Origin of the sequence: Leclercia barmai (assembly GCF_049312895.1) — a bacterium.
GTDB classification, from domain to species: Bacteria; Pseudomonadota; Gammaproteobacteria; order Enterobacterales; family Enterobacteriaceae; genus Enterobacter; species Enterobacter barmai.
In genome coordinates this window covers 1-22,069 of the sequence record NZ_JBMNWZ010000003.1, presented here as the reverse complement: position 1 = coordinate 22,069, position 22,069 = coordinate 1, and the positions used below count along the sequence as shown (strand labels likewise).

The window sequence follows — 22,069 nt, the reverse complement described above, 5'->3', positions numbered from 1 at the left end:
ATCGCAGGATCGCCTTGCCACGCAAAGAACGGTACCCTCGGGTACCAATGGGATGGTAAGGAGTTAATTGTGAAAAAGTGGTTATTAGCTGCAGGTCTCGGTTTAGCGATGGCAACTTCTGCTCAGGCAGCGGACAAAATTGCAATCGTCAATATGGGTAACTTGTTCCAGCAGGTTGCGCAGAAAACCGGTGTTTCTGCCAAGCTGGAAGGCGAGTTCAAAAGCCGTGCAAGCGAACTGCAGGGTATGGAAAACGATCTGCAATCCAAAATGCAGCGTCTGCAGCGCGATGGTTCTACCATGAAAGCGAGCGACCGCAGCAAGCTGGAAAAAGATGTAATGGCTCAGCGTCAGACTTTCTCTCAGAAAGCGCAAGCTTTTGAGCAGGATCGTCAGCGTCGTTCTAACGAAGAACGCGGCAAGCTGGTTACCCGTATCCAGTCCGCTGTGAAAGCTGTTGCTGCCGATCAGAGCATCGATCTGGTTGTTGATGCTAATGCCGTTGCATTCAACAGCAGCGATGTTAAAGACATCACCGCTGATGTCCTGAAACAGGTTAAATAAGTAATGCCTTCAATTCGACTCGCTGATTTAGCTCAGCAGTTGGATGCAGAATTACACGGTGATGGCGATATCGTCATCACCGCTGTTGCGTCCATGCAATCTGCTAAAGCAGGCAATATCACCTTCATGGTAAGCCCTAAGTACCGTGAACATCTGGCCCTTTGCCAGGCGTCTGCTGTCGTCATGACGCAGGACGATTTGCCGTTTGCCGCAGGTGCTGCGCTGGTAGTGAAGAACCCCTACCTGACGTATGCCCGTATGGCACAAATTCTGGATACCACGCCGCAGCCGGCGCAAAACATCGCACCCAGTGCGGTGATTGACCCGACGGCGAAGCTGGGTAACAACGTATCAATTGGTGCAAATGCGGTTATCGAATCAGACGTGGTGCTGGGCGATAATGTGGTCATTGGCGCCGGTTGCTTCGTCGGTAAAAAAACAAAAATTGGTGCAGGCTCTCGCCTGTGGGCCAATGTCTCCGTATATCATGAGATCGAAATTGGCGAAAATTGCCTGATCCAGTCCAGCACCGTCATCGGTTCGGATGGTTTCGGTTATGCCAACGATCGTGGTAACTGGATTAAGATCCCGCAACTTGGCCGGGTGATCATCGGCGATCGCGTCGAAATCGGCGCCTGCACGACAATTGACCGTGGTGCGCTTGATGATACGATTATCGGTAATGGTGTTATCATCGATAACCAGTGCCAGATTGCACATAACGTTGTGATTGGCGACAATACTGCGGTTGCCGGTGGCGTTATTATGGCTGGCAGCCTGAAGATTGGCCGTTACTGTATGATTGGCGGTGCCAGCGTAATTAACGGGCATATGGAAATATGCGACAAGGTCACGGTTACCGGTATGGGCATGGTTATGCGTCCTATCACCGAACCGGGCGTCTACTCCTCAGGTATTCCGTTGCAGCCTAACAAGGTGTGGCGTAAAACTGCCGCCCTGGTGATGAATATTGATGATATGAGTAAGCGCCTCAAGGCCATTGAGCGCAAAATCGATCAACAAGACTAAGCGTTCACCCGTTTAACGCACACTTCCCGGCCTGTCGGCTTTCTTATAAACCGGCAGGCCGTGTTATTATTGCCATTCAGATATTTTGACAGGAAGAGTATTTTGACTACTGACACTCATACTCTGCATATTGAAGAGATTTTAGAACTTCTGCCGCACCGCTACCCGTTTTTGCTGGTAGACCGTGTGCTGGATTTTGAAGAAGGTCGTTTTCTGCGCGCAGTGAAAAATGTTTCTGTAAACGAGCCATTCTTCCAGGGGCATTTCCCTGGGAAGCCTATCTTCCCGGGCGTATTGATCCTGGAAGCGATGGCTCAGGCTACCGGTATTCTGGCGTTTAAAAGCGTTGGTAAACTGGAGCCGGGTGAGCTGTATTACTTCGCAGGTATCGACGAAGCGCGCTTCAAGCGCCCGGTTGTGCCTGGTGATCAGATGATCATGGAAGTGACTTTTGAAAAAACGCGTCGCGGCCTGACTCGCTTCAAAGGCGTAGCTCTGGTTGACGGCAAAGTTGTTTGCGAAGCTACCATGATGTGTGCGCGTAGCCGGGAGGCCTGATACGTGATTGATAAAACCGCCTTTATTCATCCAACCGCCATTGTGGAAGAGGGTGCCGTTATCGGCGCTAACGTCCACATTGGTCCATTTTGTATTGTTGGACCCCATGTCGAAATTGGTGAGGGTACCGTACTGAAATCTCACGTCGTTGTGAATGGTCATACGACCATTGGCCGCGACAACGTGATCTATCAGTTCGCCTCCATCGGTGAAGTGAACCAGGATCTGAAATATGCTGGCGAACCAACCCGTGTGGAAATTGGCGATCGTAACCGCATTCGCGAAAGCGTCACCATTCATCGTGGCACAGTACAGGGTGGTGAGTTGACGAAGGTGGGCAGCGATAACCTGTTTATGGTTAATGCGCATATCGCGCATGACTGTACCGTTGGTAACCGCTGTATTCTCGCCAACAATGCAACGCTGGCGGGACACGTATCAGTTGACGATCATGCCATCATTGGCGGCATGACCGCAGTCCATCAGTTCTGCATCATTGGTGCGCACGTGATGGTCGGCGGCTGCTCCGGCGTGGCGCAGGACGTCCCGCCGTATGTGATTGCGCAGGGTAACCATGCGACGCCGTTTGGCGTTAACATCGAAGGCCTTAAGCGTCGCGGTTTCAGCCGTGAAGCGATTATGGCAATCCGCAACGCCTACAAACAGTTGTACCGTAACGGTAAAACGCTGGAAGAGGCTAAGCCGGAAATTGCCGAACTGGCGAAACAGCATCCTGAGGTGAACGCGTTCGTGGAGTTCTTCGCACGCTCAACTCGTGGTCTGATTCGTTAATGGTCGATAGTCGCCCGCTTACGATCGCCCTTGTCGCCGGAGAAACCTCCGGCGATATTCTTGGTGCAGGTCTGATTCGAGCGCTCAAAGCGCGCGTTCCCAATGCGCGCTTTGTCGGCGTTGCCGGTCCATTGATGCAGGCTGAAGGATGTGAAGCCTGGTACGAAATGGAAGAGCTGGCGGTGATGGGCATCGTTGAGGTGCTGGGTCGCCTGCGTCGGTTGCTGCATATTCGCGCCGATCTGACGCGTCGCTTTACCGAGCTTCAGCCCGATGTGTTTGTGGGTATCGATGCACCTGACTTCAATATTACCCTCGAAGGTAATCTGAAAAAGCAGGGGATCAAAACCATCCACTATGTCAGTCCGTCCGTCTGGGCGTGGCGACAGAAACGCGTTTTCAAAATAGGCAGATCGACGAATCTGGTACTGGCCTTCCTGCCTTTCGAAAAAGCGTTTTACGATAAATTCAACGTTCCGTGCCGCTTTATCGGTCACACCATGGCCGATGCCATGCCGCTTGATCCCGATAAAAATGCCGCACGTGACCAGCTTGGCATTTCACATGACGCCCACTGTCTGGCCCTGCTGCCGGGGAGCCGGGGTGCAGAAGTAGAAATGCTCAGCGCTGATTTTCTGAAAACCGCGCAAATCCTGCGTCAGACTTACCCTGACCTGGAAGTGGTCGTGCCGCTGGTAAATGCCAAACGCCGCGAGCAGTTTGAGCGCATTAAGGCAGAGGTTGCCCCCGACCTGCATGTTCATCTTTTAGATGGCAAAGGTCGTGAAGCGATGGTGGCCAGCGATGCCGCCTTGCTGGCATCGGGCACTGCTGCGCTGGAGTGCATGCTGGCGAAATGCCCGATGGTCGTAGGCTATCGTATGAAGCCCTTTACCTTCTGGCTGGCAAAACGGCTGGTGAAAACCGATTACGTCTCCCTGCCCAACCTGCTTGCCCGCCGCGAACTGGTGAAAGAGCTGCTGCAGGATGAGTGCGAGCCGCAGGCCTTAGCCGCTGCGCTGCTGCCGCTGCTGGCAGACGGCAAAACCAGCCACGAAATGCATGACACATTCCGGGAACTGCATCAGCAGATCCGCTGCAATGCCGACGAGCAGGCAGCTGACGCGGTGCTGGAGTTAGCGAAATGATGGAATTTGTTTATCCTCACACCCATCTGGTGGCGGGTGTGGATGAAGTAGGACGTGGCCCGCTGGTGGGGGCAGTAGTGACTGCCGCGGTGATCCTCGATCCTGCCCGGCCGATAATCGGTCTGAATGATTCGAAGAAATTATCCGAAAAGCGCCGCCTGGCGTTATTCGATGAAATCAAAGAGAAAGCGCTGTCCTGGAGCGTAGGGCGTGCGGAACCGCATGAGATCGACGAGCTGAACATTCTGCATGCCACTATGCTGGCGATGCAGCGTGCCGTAGCCGGGCTGAGCGTGGTGCCGGAGTATGTACTGATTGATGGCAATCGTTGTCCGGCGCTGCCCATACCGTCGCTGGCGGTGGTAAAGGGCGACAGCCGGGTAGCCGAAATCAGCGCCGCCTCGATCATCGCTAAAGTCACGCGCGATGCCGAAATGGCCGCGCTGGATCTCACTTATCCCCTGTATGGCTTTGCCCAGCATAAGGGGTATCCTACCCCTTTCCATCTGGAAAGACTGGCAGAACACGGCGCAACTGAGCACCACCGCCGCAGTTTTGGACCGGTAAAACGCGCACTGGGACTGATGTCCTGAATCAAGACGCCAATAAGTAACGCGGAATCTGAAGATGGCTGAACCACGTTTCGTACACCTGCGGGTGCACAGCGACTATTCCATGATTGATGGGCTGGCGAAAACCGGGCCGCTGGTGAAAAAGGCGGCCGCGCTTGGCATGCCTGCGCTGGCGATCACCGACTTCACTAACCTGTGCGGTCTGGTGAAGTTCTACGGAACGGCGCACGGCGCAGGAATGAAGCCGGTGATTGGTGCCGATTTTCACGTTCAGAGTGAACTGCTCGCCGATGAAATGACGCAAATCACCGTCCTGGCGATGAATAACACCGGCTACCAGAACCTGACGCTGCTGATCTCCCGTGCCTATCAGCGGGGCTACGGCCCGCAGGGCCCATGGATCGATCGCGAGTGGCTGGCGGAGCTGAATGAAGGGTTGCTGCTTATCTCCGGTGGCCGGATGGGCGACATCGGCAGATGTCTGCTGCGCGGCAACACCGCGCTGGTTGAGCAGTGCGTCGATTTTTATAAAGAGTACTTCCCGGATCGCTTCTATCTGGAGCTGATCCGCACCGGCCGTCCGGATGAAGAAAACTATCTGCACGCCGCGGTGGCGCTTGCAGAGGAGCACGGGTTGCCCGTTGTGGCGTCCAACGACGTGCGCTTCATCAATGCCGACGATTTCGACGCCCATGAAATTCGCGTCGCAATCCACGATGGCTTTACCCTCGACGATCCGAAACGTCCGCGCAACTATTCGCCGCAGCAATATATGCGCAGCGAAGAGGAGATGTGCGAGCTGTTTTCCGATATTCCGGAAGCGCTGGAGAACAGCGTAGAGATCGCGAAACGTTGTAACGTTACCGTCCGTCTGGGCGAATACTTCCTGCCGCAGTTCCCCACCGGCGACATGACCACCGAAGACTTCCTGGTCATGAAATCGAAAGAGGGTCTGGAAGAGCGCCTTGAATTCCTCTTCCCGGACCCGGCCGTTCGTGCCGAGAAGCGCCCGGAATATGACGAACGTCTGGATATTGAACTCCAGGTGATCAACCAGATGGGGTTCCCCGGCTACTTCCTGATCGTTATGGAGTTTATCCAGTGGTCGAAGGATAACGGCGTGCCGGTAGGACCGGGCCGTGGTTCCGGTGCCGGCTCGCTGGTGGCCTATGCGCTGAAAATTACCGATCTCGATCCGCTGGAATTTGACCTCCTGTTCGAACGCTTCCTGAACCCGGAACGTGTCTCGATGCCTGACTTCGACGTTGACTTCTGTATGGAGAAACGCGACCAGGTTATTGAACACGTGGCGGACATGTACGGTCGTGACGCGGTATCGCAGATCATTACCTTTGGTACCATGGCGGCAAAAGCGGTTATCCGCGACGTGGGCCGCGTACTGGGGCATCCGTACGGCTTTGTCGATCGCATCTCGAAGCTGGTGCCACCCGATCCGGGCATGACCCTGGCGAAAGCGTTCGAAGCGGAACCGCAGCTGCCGGAGATCTACGAGGCGGACGAAGAGGTCAAAGCGCTGATCGACATGGCGCGCAAGCTGGAAGGGGTCACCCGTAACGCCGGTAAACACGCCGGTGGCGTGGTTATTGCCCCGACTAAAATCACCGACTTTGCGCCGCTCTACTGCGACGAAACCGGCTCGCACCCGGTCACCCAGTTCGACAAGAACGACGTGGAATACGCGGGTCTGGTGAAGTTTGACTTCCTCGGCCTGCGTACGCTCACCATCATCGACTGGGCGCTGAAGATGATCAACCCGCGCCGGGCCAAACAGGGCCTGGAGCCGATTGATATCGCCGCGATCCCGCTCGATGACAAGAAAAGCTTTGATATGCTGCAGCGCTCGGAGACCACGGCGGTCTTCCAGCTTGAATCCCGCGGCATGAAAGATCTGATCAAGCGCCTGCAGCCTGACTGTTTCGAAGATATGATCGCCCTTGTGGCGCTGTTTCGTCCGGGGCCGCTGCAGTCAGGGATGGTAGATAACTTTATTGACCGTAAGCACGGCCGTGAAGAGCTCTCCTATCCGGATGTGCAGTGGCAGCACGAAAGCCTGAAACCGGTACTGGAGCCGACCTACGGCATCATCCTGTATCAGGAACAGGTTATGCAGATTGCCCAGGTGCTCTCTGGCTACACCCTGGGCGGCGCGGACATGCTGCGTCGTGCGATGGGTAAGAAAAAGCCGGAAGAGATGGCCAAGCAGCGCGGCACCTTCGAAGAAGGGGCGAAGAAAAACGGCGTTGACGGCGAACTGGCGATGAAAATCTTCGATCTGGTAGAGAAATTCGCCGGATACGGGTTCAACAAGTCACACTCCGCGGCCTACGCGCTGGTCTCCTATCAAACGCTGTGGCTGAAGGCGCACTATCCGGCTGAGTTTATGGCCGCGGTAATGACCGCCGATATGGACAACACCGAGAAGGTGGTCGGGCTGGTGGACGAGTGCTGGCGCATGGGGCTGAAAATCCTGCCGCCGGACATCAACTCCGGGCAGTACCATTTCCACGTCAATGATGACGGCGAGATCGTTTACGGTATCGGCGCGATTAAAGGCGTGGGTGAAGGCCCGATTGAAGCCATCATCGAAGCCCGTAATCAGGGCGGCTATTTCCGCGAGCTGTTTGACCTGTGCGCCCGCACCGATATCAAAAAGCTTAACCGCCGGGTGCTGGAAAAGCTGATTATGTCCGGGGCGTTTGACCGTCTCGGGCCGCATCGCGCGGCGCTGATGAACTCGCTGGCCGACGCCCTGAAGGCCGCCGACCAGCACTCAAAAGCCGAAGCCATTGGTCAGGCTGATATGTTCGGCGTGCTGGCCGAAGAGCCGGAGCAGATTGAACAGTCGTATGCCAGCTGTCAGCCGTGGCCGGAACAGACCGTGCTGGACGGCGAGCGCGAAACCCTGGGTCTGTACCTGACCGGGCACCCGATCAATCAGTACATTAAAGAAATTGAGCGCTATGTCGGAGGCTACCGGCTGAAAGACATGCATCCGACAGAACGTGGTAAGATTACCACGGCTGCGGGGCTCGTCATTGCCGCGAGGGTTATGGTCACCAAGCGCGGCAATCGTATCGGCATCTGTACGCTGGATGACCGTTCCGGGCGGCTGGAGGTGATGTTATTCACCGACGCTCTGGATAAATATCAGCAGTTGCTGGAAAAAGACCGCATACTTATCGTCAGCGGACAGGTCAGCTTTGATGACTTCAGCGGGGGGCTTAAAATGACCGCCCGCGAAGTGATGGACATTGACGAAGCCCGGGAAAAATATGCTCGCGGGCTTGCTATCTCGCTGACGGACAGGCAAATTGATGACCAGCTTTTAAACCGACTCCGTCAGTCTCTGGAACCCCACCGCTCGGGGACCATTCCAGTACATCTCTACTATCAGAGGGCGGATGCGCGTGCACGGTTGCGCTTTGGTGCGTCGTGGCGTGTCTCTCCGAGCGATCGTTTACTTAACGATCTCCGTGGCCTCATTGGTTCGGAGCAGGTGGAACTGGAGTTTGACTAATACAGGAATACTATGAGTCTGAATTTCCTTGATTTCGAACAGCCGATTGCAGAGCTGGAAGCGAAAATCGATTCTCTGACTGCCGTCGGCCGTCAGGATGAAAAACTGGATATTAACATCGACGAAGAAGTGCATCGTCTGCGTGAAAAAAGCGTAGAACTGACGCGCAAAATCTTTGCCGATCTCGGCGCATGGCAGGTAGCCCAGCTGGCTCGCCATCCTCAGCGTCCGTACACCCTGGATTATGTCCGCCTGGCGTTTGATGAATTCGACGAACTGGCAGGTGACCGCGCATACGCTGACGATAAAGCTATCGTTGGCGGTATTGCACGTCTCGACGGTCGTCCGGTGATGATCATTGGCCACCAGAAAGGGCGCGAAACCAAAGAAAAAATTCGCCGCAACTTCGGTATGCCAGCACCAGAAGGCTACCGTAAAGCCCTGCGTCTGATGGAGATGGCCGAGCGTTTCAATATGCCGATTATCACCTTTATCGACACCCCAGGTGCTTACCCGGGCGTGGGCGCTGAAGAGCGCGGCCAGTCTGAAGCCATTGCCCGTAACCTGCGTGAAATGTCGCGTCTGAGTGTACCGGTTATCTGTACCGTTATCGGTGAAGGTGGCTCCGGTGGTGCGCTGGCGATTGGCGTGGGCGATAAAGTGAATATGCTGCAGTACAGCACTTATTCCGTTATCTCTCCGGAAGGTTGTGCGTCCATTCTGTGGAAAAGCGCCGACAAAGCGCCGCTGGCTGCAGAAGCGATGGGCATTATCGCCCCGCGCCTGAAAGAGCTGAAGCTGATCGATACCGTTATCCCGGAACCGCTGGGTGGCGCGCATCGTAAGCCGGAAGTTATGGCTGCGTCTCTGAAGGCGCAGCTGCTGGCTGACCTCGCAGACCTCGACGTGCTGAGCAAAGAAGATCTGCTGAACCGTCGTTACCAGCGTCTGATGAGCTACGGTTACGCCTAAGCTACGCAATAATCTTAAAAGCCGCACAGTGTTGCGGCTTTTTTTATACCCGTTGTTTACCTCAACTATGCTTAGCTAATGTTTTTCAAGGAGGTAAACCGTGAACATCATTGCCATTATGGGGCCGCACGGCGTCTTTTATAAAGACGAACCCATCAAGGAGCTGGAGCAGGCGCTGGCATCGCGCGGGTTTCAACTTATCTGGCCGCAGAACAGCGCCGACCTGCTGAAGTTTATCGAACATAACCCCCGTATCTGCGGCGTCATCTTCGACTGGGACGAGTACGATCTGGAATTGTGCAGCGACATCAACCAGCTCAATGAATACCTGCCGCTGTACGCCTTTATCAATACCCACTCCACGATGGACGTCAGCGCCCATGATATGCGGATGGCGCTGTGGTTCTTTGAGTATTCCCTGGGGATTGCAGAGGATATTGCTACCCGCATTCAGCAATACACCGGCGAATACCTGGATACCATCACCCCGCCGTTTACCCGCGCGCTTTTCACCTATGTGAAAGAGGGCAAGTATACCTTCTGTACGCCGGGGCACATGGCAGGGACGGCTTATCAGAAAAGCCCGGTGGGCTGCCTGTTCTATGATTTCTTTGGCGGGAACACGCTGAAAGCGGATGTGTCGATCTCGGTGACGGAGCTGGGATCGCTGCTGGATCATACCGGCCCGCATCTCGAGGCCGAAGAGTATATTGCCCGTACTTTTGGCGCCGAGCAGAGCTACATGGTGACCAACGGCACCTCGACATCGAACAAGATCGTCGGCATGTACGCCGCCCCCGATGGCAGCACTCTGCTTATCGATCGCAACTGCCACAAATCTCTGGCGCACCTGCTGATGATGAGCGATGTCGTTCCGCTCTGGCTGTCGCCCACGAGAAATGCTTTGGGCATTCTGGGCGGGATCCCGCGCCGGGAATTTTCCCATGCCGCCATTGAACGCAAAGTGGCTGCAGTCCCTGGAGCAAGTTGGCCGGTGCATGCGGTGATCACCAACTCCACCTACGACGGCCTGCTGTATAACACTAACTGGGTGAAACAGACCCTGGATGTGCCCTCAATCCATTTCGACTCGGCGTGGGTGCCCTATACCAATTTCCATCCGATCTATGCCGGTAAAAGCGGAATGAGCGGTGAGCGCCTCCCGGGAAAAGTGTTCTTTGAAACCCAGTCTACGCACAAAATGCTGGCGGCGTTTTCTCAGGCTTCGCTGATCCACATTAAAGGTGAGTACGACGAAGATACCTTCAACGAAGCCTTTATGATGCACACCACCACATCACCCAGCTATCCGCTGGTGGCCTCGATTGAAACCGCCGCGGCGATGCTGCGCGGCAATCCCGGTAAGCGCCTGATAAACCGCTCCGTTGAGCGCGCGCTGCATTTCCGTAAAGAGGTCCAGCGTCTTAAGGATGAGGCCGACGGCTGGTTCTTCGATATCTGGCAGCCGGACGAGATTGATGAAGCCGAATGCTGGCCTGTCGCACCGGGCGAGAGCTGGCATGGCTTTCGCGATGCCGATGCGGATCATATGTTCCTCGATCCGGTCAAAGTCACCATCCTGACGCCGGGAATGGACGAGCAGGGGGAAATGAGCGAAGAGGGGATCCCGGCGGCGCTGGTAGCTAAATTCCTCGATGAGCGCGGCGTGGTGGTCGAAAAAACCGGGCCGTATAACCTGCTGTTCCTGTTCAGTATCGGCATCGACAAAACCCGGGCGATGGGATTGCTGCGCGGCCTGATGGAATTTAAGCGCGCCTACGATCTCAATTTGCGGGTCAGGAACATGCTGCCGGATCTCTATGCCGAGGATCCTGATTTTTACCGCAACATGCGCATCCAGGATCTGGCCAAAGGGATCCACAAGCTCATTCGTCAGCACGATCTGCCGCGGCTGATGCTGCAGGCGTTTGATGTCCTGCCGGAGATGAAGCTCACCCCGCACCATGCCTGGCAGCGTCAGGTGAAAGGAGAAGTGGAAACGGTCGATCTGGAGGATCTGGTCGGGCGGGTCTCGGCCAATATGATCCTGCCTTATCCCCCCGGCGTGCCGCTGCTGATGCCCGGCGAGATGATCACCGAGAAGAGCAGGGCGGTGCTCGATTTCCTGCTCATGCTCTGCTCGATTGGCCGTCACTATCCAGGCTTCGAAACCGATATCCACGGCGCCAGACGGGATGAAAACGGCATCTATAGGGTACGGGTCTTAAAAGCGCCATGACCCCTTGCGCGGCACGGGGATTCGGATATAACGTTCAGGCACACCAATAAGGAGAGGCTATGCTGGGTTTAAAGCAGGTTCATCACATTGCAATTATTGCCACCGACTACGCCGTCAGTAAGGCGTTTTACTGCGATACGCTGGGTTTCACCCTGCAGAGCGAGTTTTATCGTGAAGAGCGTGATTCCTGGAAGGGTGACCTGGCGCTGAATGGTCAGTATGTCATTGAGCTGTTTTCGTTCCCGTTCCCGCCGGCGCGTCCGTCCCGGCCTGAAGCCTGCGGTTTACGCCACCTGGCGTTCAGCGTGGATGATATTGACCAGGCGGTAGAGCACCTTCAATCCCACGGCGTTAAGTGTGAGGCCATCCGTATCGATCCCTTCACCGGGAAGCGTTTCACCTTCTTCAACGATCCTGATGGCCTGCCGCTGGAGCTCTATCAGCAGTAACGCTTGCCTCGCCAGGGAATGCCCGGTAACGTGCCGGGCACCTTTCTGTATAAATGACGACGATGACCACAGCCGAACTTCAGCAAGCCCTTCACCCTTACCGCCGACTGCTGGTGGGATTTAGCGGTGGCCTGGATTCCACGGTATTGCTGCATCAGCTCAAGCTCTGGCGTGAGCAGGAGCCCGGCCTCGAGCTGCGCGCTATCCATATTCATCACGGTCTGAGCCCGCACGCCGACAGTTGGGTTGCTCATTGCCAGCATCTCTGCCATGAATGGAATATCCCGCTGATCGTGGTCCGGGTGACGCTGGCAGAAGAGGGGCTGGGGCTCGAGGCGCAGGCGCGTAAAGCGCGTTATGCCGCCTTTACTGATGCCCTTATGCCGGGCGAAGCGCTGGTGACGGCGCAACATCTCGACGATCAGTGTGAGACCTTCCTGCTGGCCCTGAAGCGCGGCAGCGGCCCGGCAGGGCTCTCTGCCATGCCCGCACGGGCGCGTTTTGCCGATACCGAACAGATCCGTCCCCTTCTCGGCGAGACGCGTGAATCGCTGCAGGCCTGGGCGCAGCGCTGGGATCTGCGCTGGATTGAGGACGAAAGCAACCAGGACGACAGCTACGACCGCAATTTTTTGCGCCTGCGCGTCCTGCCGCTGCTGGCAGAGCGCTGGCCGCATTTTGCAGAGGCCACGTCCCGCAGCGCCACGTTGTGCGCCGAGCAGGAGCAGTTGCTGGATGAGCTGCTGGCAGGCGAGCTAATGACATTGGTTTCGAAAGACGGGGCGCTGGCTATCGCACCGCTGCAGACGATGAGCGCGGTGCGTCGGGCTGCGCTTCTGCGCAGATGGCTGGCTCTTCACGGGGCGTTAATGCCGTCGCGCGCCATGCTTACTCGTCTCTGGGATGAGGTGGCGCTGGCCCGGGAAGATGCAACACCGCGACTGCGTTCTGGCGAAGGTGAAATCAGGCGCTTTCGGGGAGAGCTGTGGTGGGTGAAATACCATCCCTCTCTGGCTGAGCGCGTTATCGACTGGCCCTCTGTTCACCAGCCGCTGTGCCTGCCGGAAGGGCTGGGTAGGCTTTTCCTCAGCGCAGGCGGCAATCTCCGTCTGCCGCACCCGGATGAGCCGGTGACGGTGCGCTTTGGCGCCAGCGGCACGCTGCACATCGTCGGGCGAAACGGTGGTCGAAAGATCAAAAAAATCTGGCAGGAACTTAACGTTGCGCCCTGGCGTCGGGATACCACGCCATTGCTGTTTTACGGTGAAACGCTGGTGGCTGCTGCAGGTATGTTTGTAACGCGGGAAGGGGCGGCTGAAGCGGAGCAGGGCGTACAGCTGGAATGGGAAACGTAACGGGCAGCAGGCTGCCCGTTACACAGGATCAGGACTCGCTCACCACAACGGTGCCGATTTCGGGATGGCTGAAGCTGGCAATTTTATCGAGACGCAGTTCGCGCGTTGCGCCACCGTCTTCCACGACCAGATACTCCACATTCTTTCGGGAAACCAGATCGTTAGCCTTTGCCTTCAGCACTTCGCCATCTTTTAACGCCAGCGTCAGAAGCAGGTGATGCTGGCAGGCGAGCTCGAGATTGTCGTAGTCATCGCAGTTAATTGGTTGGTATGTATCATTCATTGACATAATCGCTCACCAGTAAATTCGCAGCAGCATATGCTGCTTTTTCTCTGACCGATTCTGAAAGCGTGTCATCCGACGCCATTTCATTCAGAACTTTCAATACACAGCCCAACGCATCGGGGACATACCCCAGATCGCCGCTGGCAATTTCCGCATACCGTTTGCGAATTAGCTCACAATAATTATTCACATCCCCTCCTGCCAGCGCACTGACTTTACTGTGAGATACCTTTAAGCCTACGAAGATAAACCCGGTTTAGCAAGGTGACTATACCATACTCATTTAAGCAATATCAGCAGGTTGATGTCAGAGACATTCTTAAGCCTGTAACAGCCTTTTGGCGGAGATTTCGCTACAATGCGCACCTGATTCGAAAGGAGTTCTCTCATGGCGCTTAAAGCGACAATTTACAAAGCCGCGGTCAATGTAGCGGATTTAGACCGCAATCAGTTTCTGGATGCGACATTGACGCTGGCGCGTCATCCCTCCGAAACGCAGGAGCGCATGATGCTGCGCCTGCTGGCATGGATTAAGTATGCCAATGAGCGTCTGCAGTTTACCCGTGGATTAAGCGCGGAAGACGAGCCGGAAGCCTGGCTACTCAACGATCATCTGGGCATCGATCTGTGGATTGAGCTGGGCCTGCCGGATGAACGTCGCATTAAGAAAGCCTGCACCCAGTCTGCTGAGGTGGCGCTCTTTACCTACAACAGCCGCGCAGCGGAGATCTGGTGGCAGCAGAACAAGAATAAGTGTGCCCAGTTCGACAACCTGTCCGTCTGGTACCTGGATGATGAACAGCTCGCTAAACTGAGTGCCTTTGCCGGACGGACCATGAATCTGCAGGCGACGATTCAGGATGGCGCCATCTGGCTGTCGGATGCTGAGAATAATCTGGAAATTCATCCGGAAGCCTGGCAGTCCCGGTCATGATTGTCCTGTCCCGAAGCGTCAGCCTTCCCGATCATGAAGTCGAGATCACCGCGATCCGCGCTCAGGGAGCGGGGGGCCAGCATGTGAATAAAACCTCAACGGCTATTCATCTGCGCTTTGACATTCGGGCCTCCAGCCTGCCAGAGTATTACAAAGAACGGCTGCTCGCCGCCAGCCATCATCTGATCACCAGTGACGGCGTGATTATCATCAAGGCACAGGAGTACCGCAGCCAGGAGATGAATCGGGAAGCCGCGCTTGCCCGGCTGGTGGCGGTCATACAAGAGTTAACGGCAGTGCAAAAAAGCCGTCGGGCAACCCGCCCGACACGTGCATCGAAAGAGCGCCGTCTGGCTTCGAAATCACAAAAATCGACCGTCAAAGCACTGCGTGGCAAAGTTCGACGCCCTCAGGATTAACGGGTGTTTGAGATAAGGAACCTAAAGTGAAAACAGCGATATTTTCAGTGGTGGCAGCCAGCGCGCTGTTCGTCCTGATGGGGTGTCATAACCGTGCAGAGATGCAGGTTCTTGAGCCGACCCACGAAGAGGCGTTAAAACCGATGCAGCAGAGCTGGCGGGGCGTTTTACCCTGTGCCGACTGCGAAGGTATTGAGACCTCACTGTTCCTGGAAAAAGACGGTACCTGGGTAATGAATCAACATTATCAGGGGGCAAAAGCGCCTTCTTCTTTTGCCAGCTACGGCACTTGGGCGCGAACGGCCGATAAGCTGGTGCTGACGGATACGAAGGGCGAAAAGCGCTATTTCCGCGCCAAAGGCGAAGGGCTGGAGATGCTCGACATCCAGGGAAATCCCATAGAATCACAGTTTAACTACACCCTGGCACCGGTAACCGCTGCACTGCCGGCAACGCCGATGGCGATGCGCGGCATGTATTTCTATATGGCTGATGCAGCGATTTTCACCGATTGCGCCACCGGCAAAAAGGTGAGCGTGGCGAATAACGCCCAGCTGGAACGGGATTATGCGGCGGCGCGCGGGAGTGATACCAAACCGGTGCTGCTCACTGTGGACGGGCATTTTACCCTTGAGGCTAACCCGGACAGCGGCGAGCGAGTCAAAACGCTGGTACCGGACAGCGACGCCCGCTTTGAAGCAGGCAAAAATTGCGACAGCAAATAGCTGAAATAAAAAACCCCGCATCAGCGGGGTTTTTTGTGGCTTATGCCTTGATGGCTTTTACCAGGTAATCCAGTACGTCACCGGTTTTAATCATCTGCTTCTCGCCGTTACGACGATATTTGTACTCGATCTCGTCGTTGTCGAGGTTACGATCGCCGATGACCACGGTGTGTGGAATACCGATCAGTTCCATATCAGCAAACATCACGCCTGGACGCTCTTTACGATCGTCCATCAGCACTTCGATACCCTGTGCACGCAGCTCGCTGTACAGTTTTTCCGCCAGCTCCTGAACGCGGTAGGACTTGTGCATGTTCATCGGCAGGATCGCGACCTGGAACGGTGCAATGTTGTCCGGCCAGACGATGCCACGCTCGTCGTAGTTCTGCTCGATAGCGGCAGCAACCACACGCGTTACCCCAATACCGTAGCAGCCCATGGTCAGAACCTGGTTGCGACCATCTTCACCCTGAACGGCAGCGTTCATGGCGCGGGAGTATTTATCACCCAGCTGGAAGATATGACCGACCTCAATACCGCGTTTGATCATCAGGGTACCCTTGCCGTCCGGGCTTGGGTCGCCTGCTACCACGTTACGAATATCCGCCACTTCTGGGGTCGCGGCATCGCGATCCCAGTTAATACCGAAGTAGTGTTTACCATCGATGTTCGCGCCTGCGGAGAAGTCGCTCATCGCGGCAACAGTGCGGTCAATAACGACAGGAACTGGCATATTCACCGGGCCCAGGGAGCCAGGACCGGCGTTCACGACGGCACGGATTTCCGCTTCCGTTGCGAAGGTTAACGGGCTGGCAACCTGTGGCAGCTTCTCTGCTTTCACTTCGTTCAGCTCGTGATCGCCACGTACCAGCAGGGCAACCAGCGGGTATGCGCTGCCTTCGGTCGATTTCACCAGCAGGGTTTTGACCGTTTTTTCGATCGGCAGGTTGAACTGCTCAACCAGCTCGGCGATGGTTTTCGCGTTTGGCGTATCAACCAGCTTCATCTCTTCGGTTGCAGCAGCGCGCGGTGCTTTTGGCGCCAGTGCTTCAGCAAACTCAATGTTCGCAGCGTAATCAGAGGAATCAGAGAAGATCACATCGTCTTCACCACTCTGTGCCAGCACCTGGAATTCATGGGATGCGCTACCGCCGATAGAACCGGTATCAGCCTGCACAGCGCGGAAATCCAGACCCATACGGGAGAAGATTTTGCTGTACGCTTCGTACATCTTGTCGTAAGTCTCCTGCAGAGACTCCTGAGAAGTATGGAAAGAGTACGCATCTTTCATCAGGAACTCGCGAGAGCGCATAACGCCAAAGCGTGGGCGCACTTCGTCACGGAACTTGGTCTGGATCTGGAAGAAGTTGAGCGGCAGCTGCTTATAGGAGCTCAGCTCGTTACGGATCAGATCGGTGATGACTTCTTCATGCGTTGGGCCGAGAACGAAGGGACGATCGCCACGATCGGCAATACGCAGTAGTTCCGGACCATACTGCTCCCAGCGTCCACTCTCCTGCCATAGCTCAGAAGGCTGAACTACCGGCATTAACACCTCGATAGCACCGGCGTTGTTCATCTCTTCACGCACGATGTTTTCGACTTTTTTCAGGACGCGCACGCCGGTCGGCAGCCAGGTGTATAACCCGGAGGCCAGCTTGCGGATCATCCCGGCGCGCAGCATCAGCTGGTGGCTGATCACCTCGGCGTCGGCAGGTGTCTCCTTCAGAGTGGAGAGCAGATATTGGCTAGTACGCATGTTGTTACGGTTCCATTTCGAAGAGTGGAACAGGCTGATCGGCAGCCTGACACAAAAAAAGTGGTTTAGTTTACCAGTGTGGCAAAGATGCCAAAAGAGAAGAGGATAAAATTACTGCGGCTCGAGGGCAAACACTTCGAAGCCCGCCGCTGTGACCCGCCAGCGAACGTTAAAATCCAGCAGCAGAACGGCGTAGGTTTTTCCGGCTTCTTCCTCTTTGCGGTAGGCCGGACGGGGATCCTGGGCCAGCACGTCGACAATAAATTCCCGCAGGCGAGGGTAGCGCTTTTCCAGCTGGATTAATTGTGGGAGAAGCGCATCGCTAAACCAGACCGGCGTATCGGCCTGAGGAGCCTGCTGGGCGTAGCTGGCGCGCGCATTCGGCAGGGCTTCGGCAAAGGGCAGATACGGTTTGATATCCACCACGGGCGTACCATCCACCAGATCCAGACTGCCGAGCTCGAGGATCACCTGATCCTTCAGACAGCGAATGCCTTTCAGCTCGATGAGCGACATGCCGACAGGGTTCGGGCGAAACGTCGAGCGTGTAGCAAATACGCCCATCCTGGCATTACCGCCGAGACGAGGCGGGCGCACGGTAGGGCGCCAGCCGCCAGCCATGGTCTGATGAAAGATAAACAGCACCCACAGATGGCTGAACGCTTCCAGTCCGCGCACGGCATCGGCCTGATTATAAGGCGCGAGCAGGTGAAGTTCGCCGCTACAGCTTTTTACCAGCCCGGGCTGGCGCGGCACGGCAAACTTCTCTTTATACGGCGAGCGAATAACGCCTATCTGCTCGAACTGGAAAGCACTCATTTCGCCGAGACGTTAAGGGCAGAGCCTACGCAAACGGCCTGACGGTAGCAGCCAGGTGTACCGCTGGTCACTTCGCAGCTGTGCAGCAGAACCGCATTGGCCTTCATTTTCGAGGCATTGATCTGCATGCGTTTACGCGCAGTGGGAATATTCGGAGGAGAATCCTGGTTGGTGGCCTGGCAAGAATCGCCGGAGACTTCACCCAGATCGCGGAACGGTTTACCCACTAAATCTTCAGCCTTGGTATAGATCCTTACCGGCGCAGGACGCGGCGCTTTTGGCTTCTCAGGCTCCACTTTTGGCGGGGTTGCTGTGCTTTTAACAGGTTCAACAGGAGATCTGCTTAGCATAGAACAGCCGCTCAGCATCAGTGCTAAAAGACAGATCGGTAAAGCACGCATAATGTTTCCTCAATGAATTATCAAATCGTCAGATATTGAATCAGTTGCCTGCATAAATGACAAGACGGGCTTTCGCCCGTCCTGAATGATATTACACAAAGGTCAGATTACCAGCCTTTAACTGCACCGCCGTTAAAGACTTTGTTTGCTTCCTGGTAAACTTCATCAGACTGGTAGGCCTGGACGAACTTCTTCACGTTCTCCGCATCTTTGTTGTCTTCGCGGGTAACGATCAGGTTAACGTATGGAGAATCTTTATCTTCTACAAAGATACCGTCTTTCGCTGGGGTCAGGTTGATCTGGCTGGCGTAAGTGGTATTGATAACCGCCAGGGCGATCTGCGCATCGTCCAGAGAGCGTGGCAGCTGTGGCGCTTCCAGCTCAACAATTTTCAGGTTTTTTGGGTTCTCGGTTACGTCCAGAACGGTTGGCAGCAGGCCAACACCGTCTTTCAGTTTAATCAGACCCACTTTCTGCAGCAGCAGCAGGGAACGGCCAAGGTTAGTTGGGTCGTTAGGTACCGCCACCTGAGAACCGTCCTGCAGCTCTTCTAATGATTTGATTTTTTTGGAGTAGCCTGCGATTGGGTAAACAAAGGTATTACCTACCGCAACCAGCTTGTAGCCACGATCTTTGATCTGCTGATCCAGGTATGGTTTGTGCTGGAAGGCGTTAGCATCGATATCGCCTTTGCTCAGCGCTTCGTTAGGCAGAACGTAGTCGTTGAACGTAACCAGCTCGACGTCCAGGCCATATTTCTCTTTCGCCACTTTTGCTGCCGTCTCTGCAACCTGCTGCTCCGCACCGACGATAACGCCTACTTTGATATGGTTTGGATCTTTTTCGTCCTGGCCACAACCTACCAGTGCCAGAGAGCCGATCAGCGCGCCTACCGCAGCAAAGGTCTTAAATTTAAACGCCATGTTTTTATCCTTAACTCGTCGAGTTTGTGTTGTGTAACGTTATTTGTGCGTAACAGCCCGGACGATGCGATCGCCAGAGAATTGAATGAGATAAACCAGTACAACCAGCAGAACCAGCACGGTATTCATGACGGTAGCATTGTAGCCAATGTAACCATACTGATAACCGATCTGACCCAGACCGCCTGCACCGACAGCACCGCCCATCGCAGAGTAACCTACCAGGGTAATCAGCGTGATGGTGGCCGCATTGACCAGACCCGGCAGCGCTTCTGGCAGTAAGACTTTGCGTACGATCTGCATCGGCGTCGCACCCATAGCGCGAGAGGCTTCAATCAGGCCCGACGGGATCTCTAACAGCGCGTTCTCAACCATACGGGCGATAAAGGGTGCTGCGCCCACGGTCAGGGGAACGATAGCGGCCTGCAGGCCGATGGACGTGCCCACAATAACGCGGGTGAATGGAATCATCCAGACCAACAGAATAATGAAGGGAATGGAACGGAAGATGTTCACCAGCGCAGAGAGCGTGCGGTACAGTTTCGCGTTCTCAATAATCTGACCCGGACGGGTAACGTACAGCAGCACGCCCACCGGCAGACCAATGACAAAACCGAAGAAGCCGGATACGAAGGTCATCGCCAGCGTTTCCCATACGCCGCGTGCCAGCAACCACATCATTGCCTCAGACATAACCCAGTACCTCAACTTTTACATGATGCTCTTGCAGCCAGGCGATAGCAGCCTGCGTATCTTCTTGCGTGCCGTGCATTTCAGTCAGCATGATGCCGAACTTGACGCCACCGGCGTAATCCATCTGCGCGCTAATAATGTTGTTATTCACATTGAAACGGCGGGCGGTTTCGGACAGCAGCGGTGCATCCACTGACTTGCCGGTAAACTCCATTCGCAGCATCGGAACACTGTTGGCTTCAGGCTGGCTTTTCAGACGGGCCAGATAGTCTTCCGGGATATCCAGATGCAGGGTGGCCTGAATGAATTGTTGCGCCAGGGGGGTTTTAGGATGAGAGAACACTTCGCTTACGGTGTCTTGCTCAATCAGTTGCCCGTTGCTGATCACTGCCACGCAGTCGCAGATGCGTTTAACGACATCCATCTCGTGTGTAATAAGGAGAATGGTCAGTCCCAGGCGACGGTTAATGTCCTTCAACAGCTCCAGTATCGAGCGGGTAGTTGCGGGATCCAGGGCGCTGGTGGCTTCGTCACAGAGCAACACTTTCGGGTTGCTGGCCAGGGCACGGGCAATGGCTACACGCTGTTTTTGTCCACCGGATAAGTTCGCCGGGAAGGTATCGTGTTTGTCGCTCAGACCGACCAGATCCAGCAGCTCGGTCACGCGGCGTTTGATTTCGTCTTTTGGCGTATTGTCCAGTTCCAGCGGCAGGGCAACGTTACCAAACACGGTGCGCGAGGAGAGCAGGTTAAAGTGCTGGAAAATCATGCCAATCTGGCGGCGTGCTTTAGTCAGTTCTGATTCGGAAAGGGTAGTCAGTTCCTTGCCATCCACCTGAACGTGACCTTCGGTCGGACGTTCAAGCAGGTTAACGCAACGAATGAGCGTACTTTTACCTGCACCTGAGGCGCCAATGACGCCATAAATCTGTCCAGCCGGAACATGCAGGCTAACGTTGTTCAACGCCTGAATGGTACGGTTCCCTTGCTGGAACACTTTGGTGATATTCGAAAGTTTAATCATTAGATTATTTTTATCGTATGTAAGTTAGCCGTGGCATTTTCTGCTGCCTGATGCGGGCGATGACCGTCAACAAAACGGATGTTAAGGCATCCAGACGTCTAAATCAATCCAACTCTGCGCGATGAGCACTTTCTTGCGCAGTGAAACATGAGATACTAAGCAGACATCCCTTTTCAGGAGCAAACCGGTGGCAAAATCAGTACCCGCAATTTTTCTCGATCGTGACGGCACAATTAATGTCGATCATGGGTATGTACATGAGATAGACGAATTTGAATTCATCGATGGCGTAATAGAAGCCATGCGTGAATTAAAAGAGAGGGGTTTTGCGCTGGTGGTGGTTACCAACCAGTCAGGCATCGCGCGCGGTAAATTCACCGAAGCACAGTTTGAGACCTTAACAGAATGGATGGACTGGTCCCTGGCCGATCGTGGCGTTGACCTGGACGGTATCTATTATTGTCCGCACCATCCACAAGGCACAGTAGAAGAGTATCGTCAGACCTGTGACTGCCGTAAACCGCACCCGGGTATGTTCATCTCCGCGCAAGAGTTCCTTCATATAGATATGAGCGCTTCATATATGGTGGGCGATAAACTGGAAGATATGCAGGCAGCTGCCGCAGCAGGTGTAGGCCATAAAATTCTGGTACGCACCGGCAAACCGATCACGCCAGAAGCAGAAAGTGCAGCGGATTGCGTCATTAACAGCCTTGCGGCACTGCCAGAAACCATCAAAAAGCAGCAAAAATAGACGTTATGGCGAAAAGATGAGCGGTTGAAATAAAATTGTCTTTTTCCGCTTGTCAGTGCCGAAGAACTCCCTATAATGCGCCTCCATCGACACGGCGGATGTGAATCACTTCACAC

Annotated in this window: 23 protein-coding genes; 15 read left to right on the top strand and 8 right to left on the bottom strand. The window is 55.1% G+C overall.

Annotation, left to right across the window (positions count from 1 at the left end; translation table 11 throughout):
• Window positions 1-69 precede the first annotated feature (69 nt).
• The 11 genes from skp to tilS all read left to right on the top strand — a co-directional run bounded on the left by skp (window position 70) and on the right by tilS (window position 13,216).
• Window positions 70-564: a molecular chaperone Skp gene (gene skp / locus ACOYA6_RS12830; protein ID WP_039030303.1), complete on the top strand. Its 495-nt coding sequence runs from the start codon at window positions 70-72 to the stop codon at window positions 562-564.
• A 3-nt stretch (window positions 565-567) separates the two neighbouring features.
• Window positions 568-1,593: a UDP-3-O-(3-hydroxymyristoyl)glucosamine N-acyltransferase gene (gene lpxD, locus ACOYA6_RS12825; RefSeq protein WP_039030302.1), complete on the top strand. Its 1,026-nt coding sequence runs from the start codon at window positions 568-570 to the stop codon at window positions 1,591-1,593.
• Between the two features lie 102 nt (window positions 1,594-1,695).
• Entirely contained in the window at window positions 1,696-2,151 is a 456-nt protein-coding gene (fabZ, locus tag ACOYA6_RS12820; protein WP_007373234.1) for a 3-hydroxyacyl-ACP dehydratase FabZ, read from the top strand.
• Window positions 2,152-2,154: 3 nt separating this feature from the next.
• Window positions 2,155-2,943, top strand: coding sequence for an acyl-ACP--UDP-N-acetylglucosamine O-acyltransferase (gene lpxA, locus ACOYA6_RS12815; protein WP_032616625.1), 789 nt, complete (start codon window positions 2,155-2,157; stop codon window positions 2,941-2,943).
• The gene (lpxB, locus tag ACOYA6_RS12810; protein ID WP_422654797.1) at window positions 2,943-4,091 is read left to right on the top strand and encodes a lipid-A-disaccharide synthase; all 1,149 of its coding nucleotides are present in this window, start codon (window positions 2,943-2,945) and stop codon (window positions 4,089-4,091) included. The genes lpxA and lpxB overlap by 1 nt, the downstream gene beginning before the upstream one ends.
• Complete coding sequence (rnhB, locus tag ACOYA6_RS12805) at window positions 4,088-4,684, top strand: ribonuclease HII (protein WP_422654796.1); 597 nt, start codon at window positions 4,088-4,090, stop codon at window positions 4,682-4,684. Before lpxB ends, rnhB begins: the two co-directional genes overlap by 4 nt.
• Before the next feature lie 34 nt (window positions 4,685-4,718).
• Window positions 4,719-8,201: a DNA polymerase III subunit alpha gene (gene dnaE, locus ACOYA6_RS12800; RefSeq protein WP_422654795.1), complete on the top strand. Its 3,483-nt coding sequence runs from the start codon at window positions 4,719-4,721 to the stop codon at window positions 8,199-8,201.
• Window positions 8,202-8,213: 12 nt separating this feature from the next.
• Window positions 8,214-9,173: an acetyl-CoA carboxylase carboxyl transferase subunit alpha gene (gene accA, locus ACOYA6_RS12795; protein WP_039030298.1), complete on the top strand. Its 960-nt coding sequence runs from the start codon at window positions 8,214-8,216 to the stop codon at window positions 9,171-9,173.
• 100 nt (window positions 9,174-9,273) lie between these two features.
• Window positions 9,274-11,412, top strand: a complete 2,139-nt coding sequence (locus ACOYA6_RS12790) for a lysine decarboxylase LdcC (protein WP_039030297.1) — start codon at window positions 9,274-9,276, stop codon at window positions 11,410-11,412.
• 59 nt (window positions 11,413-11,471) lie between these two features.
• The gene (locus ACOYA6_RS12785) at window positions 11,472-11,861 is read left to right on the top strand and encodes a VOC family protein (protein ID WP_138370470.1); all 390 of its coding nucleotides are present in this window, start codon (window positions 11,472-11,474) and stop codon (window positions 11,859-11,861) included.
• Window positions 11,862-11,923: 62 nt separating this feature from the next.
• Window positions 11,924-13,216: a tRNA lysidine(34) synthetase TilS gene (gene tilS / locus ACOYA6_RS12780; RefSeq protein WP_422654971.1), complete on the top strand. Its 1,293-nt coding sequence runs from the start codon at window positions 11,924-11,926 to the stop codon at window positions 13,214-13,216.
• Window positions 13,217-13,244: 28 nt separating this feature from the next.
• Here tilS and rof read toward each other — a convergent pair whose 3' ends face one another.
• Both rof and ACOYA6_RS12770 read right to left on the bottom strand, forming a co-directional pair.
• The gene (gene rof / locus ACOYA6_RS12775) at window positions 13,245-13,505 is read right to left on the bottom strand and encodes a Rho-binding antiterminator (protein WP_039030294.1); all 261 of its coding nucleotides are present in this window, start codon (window positions 13,503-13,505) and stop codon (window positions 13,245-13,247) included.
• On the bottom strand, window positions 13,492-13,692 hold the full coding sequence (locus ACOYA6_RS12770; protein ID WP_039030293.1) for a YaeP family protein: 201 nt from the start codon (window positions 13,690-13,692) through the stop codon (window positions 13,492-13,494). The genes rof and ACOYA6_RS12770 overlap by 14 nt, the downstream gene beginning before the upstream one ends.
• Window positions 13,693-13,890: 198 nt before the next feature.
• Here ACOYA6_RS12770 and ACOYA6_RS12765 point away from each other — a divergent pair, with 198 nt between their 5' ends.
• Genes ACOYA6_RS12765 through nlpE form a run of 3 tightly spaced genes read left to right on the top strand, consistent with a single transcriptional unit; the run spans window position 13,891 to window position 15,580 of the window.
• The gene (locus ACOYA6_RS12765) at window positions 13,891-14,436 is read left to right on the top strand and encodes a YaeQ family protein (protein ID WP_039030292.1); all 546 of its coding nucleotides are present in this window, start codon (window positions 13,891-13,893) and stop codon (window positions 14,434-14,436) included.
• Window positions 14,433-14,855, top strand: a complete 423-nt coding sequence (gene arfB / locus ACOYA6_RS12760; RefSeq protein WP_039030291.1) for an alternative ribosome rescue aminoacyl-tRNA hydrolase ArfB — start codon at window positions 14,433-14,435, stop codon at window positions 14,853-14,855. Before ACOYA6_RS12765 ends, arfB begins: the two co-directional genes overlap by 4 nt.
• A 26-nt stretch (window positions 14,856-14,881) precedes the next feature.
• On the top strand, window positions 14,882-15,580 hold the full coding sequence (gene nlpE / locus ACOYA6_RS12755) for an envelope stress response activation lipoprotein NlpE (protein WP_039030290.1): 699 nt from the start codon (window positions 14,882-14,884) through the stop codon (window positions 15,578-15,580).
• Window positions 15,581-15,620: 40 nt separating this feature from the next.
• Here nlpE and proS read toward each other — a convergent pair whose 3' ends face one another.
• The 6 genes from proS to metN all read right to left on the bottom strand — a co-directional run bounded on the left by proS (window position 15,621) and on the right by metN (window position 21,199).
• Entirely contained in the window at window positions 15,621-17,339 is a 1,719-nt protein-coding gene (gene proS, locus ACOYA6_RS12750; protein WP_039030289.1) for a proline--tRNA ligase, read from the bottom strand.
• A gap of 111 nt (window positions 17,340-17,450) precedes the next feature.
• Window positions 17,451-18,158: a tRNA (N6-threonylcarbamoyladenosine(37)-N6)-methyltransferase TrmO gene (tsaA, locus tag ACOYA6_RS12745; protein WP_039030288.1), complete on the bottom strand. Its 708-nt coding sequence runs from the start codon at window positions 18,156-18,158 to the stop codon at window positions 17,451-17,453.
• Window positions 18,155-18,559, bottom strand: coding sequence for an Rcs stress response system protein RcsF (gene rcsF, locus ACOYA6_RS12740; RefSeq protein WP_039030287.1), 405 nt, complete (start codon window positions 18,557-18,559; stop codon window positions 18,155-18,157). The genes tsaA and rcsF overlap by 4 nt, the downstream gene beginning before the upstream one ends.
• Before the next feature lie 107 nt (window positions 18,560-18,666).
• On the bottom strand, window positions 18,667-19,482 hold the full coding sequence (gene metQ, locus ACOYA6_RS12735; protein WP_039030286.1) for a methionine ABC transporter substrate-binding lipoprotein MetQ: 816 nt from the start codon (window positions 19,480-19,482) through the stop codon (window positions 18,667-18,669).
• A 39-nt stretch (window positions 19,483-19,521) separates the two neighbouring features.
• Window positions 19,522-20,175 (bottom strand): methionine ABC transporter permease MetI, encoded by a 654-nt coding sequence (locus ACOYA6_RS12730; RefSeq protein ID WP_039030285.1) that lies wholly within the window; start codon window positions 20,173-20,175, stop codon window positions 19,522-19,524.
• A complete protein-coding gene (metN, locus tag ACOYA6_RS12725; protein WP_039030284.1) occupies window positions 20,168-21,199 on the bottom strand; it encodes a methionine ABC transporter ATP-binding protein MetN in 1,032 nt (343 codons plus the stop codon). Before metN ends, ACOYA6_RS12730 begins: the two co-directional genes overlap by 8 nt.
• Before the next feature lie 187 nt (window positions 21,200-21,386).
• Between metN and gmhB the strand changes: the two genes are divergently transcribed.
• Window positions 21,387-21,953 carry a D-glycero-beta-D-manno-heptose 1,7-bisphosphate 7-phosphatase gene (gene gmhB, locus ACOYA6_RS12720; RefSeq protein WP_422654794.1) on the top strand — a complete coding sequence of 189 codons (567 nt, stop codon included), beginning with the start codon at window positions 21,387-21,389 and terminating at the stop codon, window positions 21,951-21,953.
• Window positions 21,954-22,069: the final 116 nt, after the last annotated feature.